Source organism: Streptomyces sp. NP-1717 (assembly GCF_022695985.1).
Lineage (GTDB): Bacteria > Actinomycetota > Actinomycetes > Streptomycetales > Streptomycetaceae > Streptomyces.
In genome coordinates this window covers 1-2,742 of sequence record NZ_JAAPBF010000411.1, presented here as the reverse complement: position 1 = coordinate 2,742, position 2,742 = coordinate 1, and the positions used below count along the sequence as shown (strand labels likewise).

The following is a 2,742-nucleotide window of genomic DNA, read 5'->3' as shown; positions in this document are numbered from 1 at the left end:
CTGAGAGCGGCCGTGTGCCGCGGTCTCCGACTCGAATTTATGGTCGGATTCCGGCCTTCTCCTCCTGCTCTCCGGTGACCTGGAGAGGGCCTGCTCTCCTTCTCATGGGGTGGTCACATCCCTGACAAGAGGGATGGAAGCCCCTTACAACTAAGGCGCGGCGCGGGGAGATCGCCGTCGCGGTCCGAGTTGGGCGCCCATGGCCGATTTCGCATTAAGCAACGTTGTTTTCTAAGTCACAGCAGCCTGAAGGTCTTGATCTGAGCGCGACAATCAGCCAGGGTTTCGAATCAGGTCCGCCGGAAGTTCTTCGTCCGACGGGCCATCCCCCCACAAATGCTCACGAGGAGAACCCTCTTCATGACAACTCATAAGCGTGTCGCCCGGATGAGACTCACCGCGGCGATAACAGCGGTGGCAGCAGTCGCCGGCATCACCGCGTTCGCCCCCACAGCGGGCGCGGCCACCCCCCTCGGCACGGTGTACGGGGCCGACGCCAAGGGCGCGGTCGCGGGCAGCTACATCGTGATGCTGGACCAGAAGGCCGACAAGAAGGACCTGGCCGCCGAGTACGGCGGGAAGCTGAACCGCACCTACGACGCGGCCATCAACGGCTTCTCGGCCAGCGGTCTTTCGGAGACCGAGGCCAAGCGTCTCGCCGCCGACCCGGCCGTCTCCAAGGTCGTCCAGAACAAGAAGTTCTCGATCGACGCCACCCAGGACAACCCGCCGTCCTGGGGCCTGGACCGGATCGACCAGACCGCGACCGCCGGAGACAACGCCTACACCTACCCGGACGCCGCGGGCGAGGGCGTCACCGCGTACATCATCGACACCGGAGTCCGCGTCACCCACGCCGACTTCGAGGGACGCGCCTCGTCCGGCTTCGACGCGATCGACAACGACGACGACGCCGACGACGGCAACGGCCACGGCACGCACGTCGCCGGCACCGTCGCGGGCGCGGCCCACGGCGTCGCCAAGAAGGCGAAGATCGTCGCGGTGCGGGTCCTCGACGACGCCGGAAGCGGCACCACCGAGCAGGTCGTCGCCGGCATCGACTGGGTCACCGCGAACCACAGCGGCCCGTCCGTCGCCAACATGAGCCTCGGCGGCGGCGCCGACCCCGCCCTCGACGAGGCCGTCAGCAAGGCCATCGCCTCCGGCGTCACCTTCGGTGTCGCGGCGGGCAACGACAGCAGCGACGCGGGCACGACCTCCCCGGCCCGTGTCGAGGAGGCCATCACGGTCGCCTCGTCCACCGTGGACGACCAGCAGTCGTCCTTCTCCAACTACGGCCCGGTCGTGGACATCTACGCCCCGGGCAGCGACATCACCTCGGCGTGGAACGACAGCGACACCGGCACCAGCACCATCTCCGGTACGTCGATGGCGACCCCCCACGTCGTCGGCGCCGCCGCGGTGTACCTCGGCGGTCACCCCGACGCCGCGCCGGCCGACGTCGCCACGGCCCTGACCGACGGGGCCACCCCCGACGTCATCAGCGACGCCGACCCGGGCACCGCGAACAAGTTGCTCAAGGTCGTCGAGTGACCGAGACGGACTGACGTCTCGGGAAAGCCCAGGACCGGCGGTCGTCGCGCTCTCCCCCACGGGGCGCGGCGGCCGCCTTCCGCATGCCGGAGCGGTCCCGGACGCCCGCCGACCTATCGTGGACCTCATGACGACGACCAGGTACGCGGCGCTGCTGCGCGGAATCAACGTCGGCGGCAGCCGCAAGGTCCCGATGGCGGCACTGCGCGACGTGCTCACCGGCCTCGGCCACGGCGACGTCGCCACGTACCTCCAGAGCGGCAACGCCGTCTTCACCGACACCACCGGCGCCGACGAATCCACCCTCGCCGCCGCCCTCGGCGACGCCATCCAGGAGCGGTTCGGCTTCGCCGTCGACTGTCTGGTGCGCGACGCCGCCTACCTGAAGGCCGTCGCCGACGCCTGCCCCTTCCCCGCCGCCTCGCTCCAGGGCAGACAGCTCCATGTCACCTACTTCTCCGAGCAGGTTGGCCCCGAACGCTTCGCCGCCCTCGACCAGGAGTCCTACCTCCCCGAGGAGTTCCGGCTCGGCGACCGGGCGCTGTATCTGTACGCCCCCGACGGCCTCGGCCGCTCCAGACTCGCCGAGGCGCTGTCCCGGCCCCGCCTGTACCAGGGCACCGTCGCCACCAGCCGCAACTGGAACACCGTCATGAAGCTGGTGGAGCTGACCCGTGGCTGAGTCACCCGCCGTTGTCGCCGCCATCGAGGCCGAGCTGCGCCTCCTCGACCCGGCCGTCCGCTCGTCGGCGGAGCTGATCGGGGACCTTCTCCACCCGGATTTCACCGAGTTCGGCTCGTCCGGCCGGCGCTGGGACCGCCGGTCGATCATCGCGGCCCTCACCGCGCACGACGCGCCCGCCGCCCGCCCCGTCACCACCTCCGACATGCGGGGCGTCGAACTCGCGCCGCACCTGGTACTGCTGACGTTCGACACCGAGCACAAGGGCCGCCTGGCGCACCGGAGTTCCCTGTGGATGCTGACCGGCGGCCTCTGGCTCCTCTACTTCCACCAGGGCACGGTCTTCACGCCGTAGCGTCGTCCGGGCCGCCGACCATTCGGGTGGGATCCGTACCACCGTGCCCGAAATGCGGCTCACGCACCGCTATAAAGGGGCCCGTCACGTTGATCGACTGATGGGTGCTCATCATGCTGAAGGCCGCTCTGCGGGTCCTCGCCACCGCCAC

Annotated in this window: 3 protein-coding genes; all 3 read left to right on the top strand. The window is 69.5% G+C overall.

From position 1 onward, the window contains the following. The first annotated feature begins 360 nt into the window (after window positions 1-360). The 3 genes from GXP76_RS35015 to GXP76_RS35005 all read left to right on the top strand — a co-directional run bounded on the left by GXP76_RS35015 (window position 361) and on the right by GXP76_RS35005 (window position 2,591). Window positions 361-1,554, top strand: coding sequence for a S8 family peptidase (locus GXP76_RS35015; RefSeq protein WP_242575648.1), 1,194 nt, complete (start codon window positions 361-363; stop codon window positions 1,552-1,554). A gap of 127 nt (window positions 1,555-1,681) precedes the next feature. After that, a complete protein-coding gene (locus GXP76_RS35010; protein ID WP_242575647.1) occupies window positions 1,682-2,236 on the top strand; it encodes a DUF1697 domain-containing protein in 555 nt (184 codons plus the stop codon). Next, window positions 2,229-2,591 carry a DUF4440 domain-containing protein gene (locus GXP76_RS35005; protein WP_242575646.1) on the top strand — a complete coding sequence of 121 codons (363 nt, stop codon included), beginning with the start codon at window positions 2,229-2,231 and terminating at the stop codon, window positions 2,589-2,591. Before GXP76_RS35010 ends, GXP76_RS35005 begins: the two co-directional genes overlap by 8 nt. The last annotated feature ends 151 nt before the right edge of the window (window positions 2,592-2,742 follow it).

Excerpts from the sequence above, each read along its gene's own strand:
- GXP76_RS35015 (WP_242575648.1), top strand. The coding sequence starts at position 361 with ATGACAACTCATAAGCGTGTCGCCCGGATGAGACTCACCGCGGCGATA.
- GXP76_RS35010 (WP_242575647.1), top strand. The coding sequence starts at position 1,682 with ATGACGACGACCAGGTACGCGGCGCTGCTGCGCGGAATCAACGTCGGC.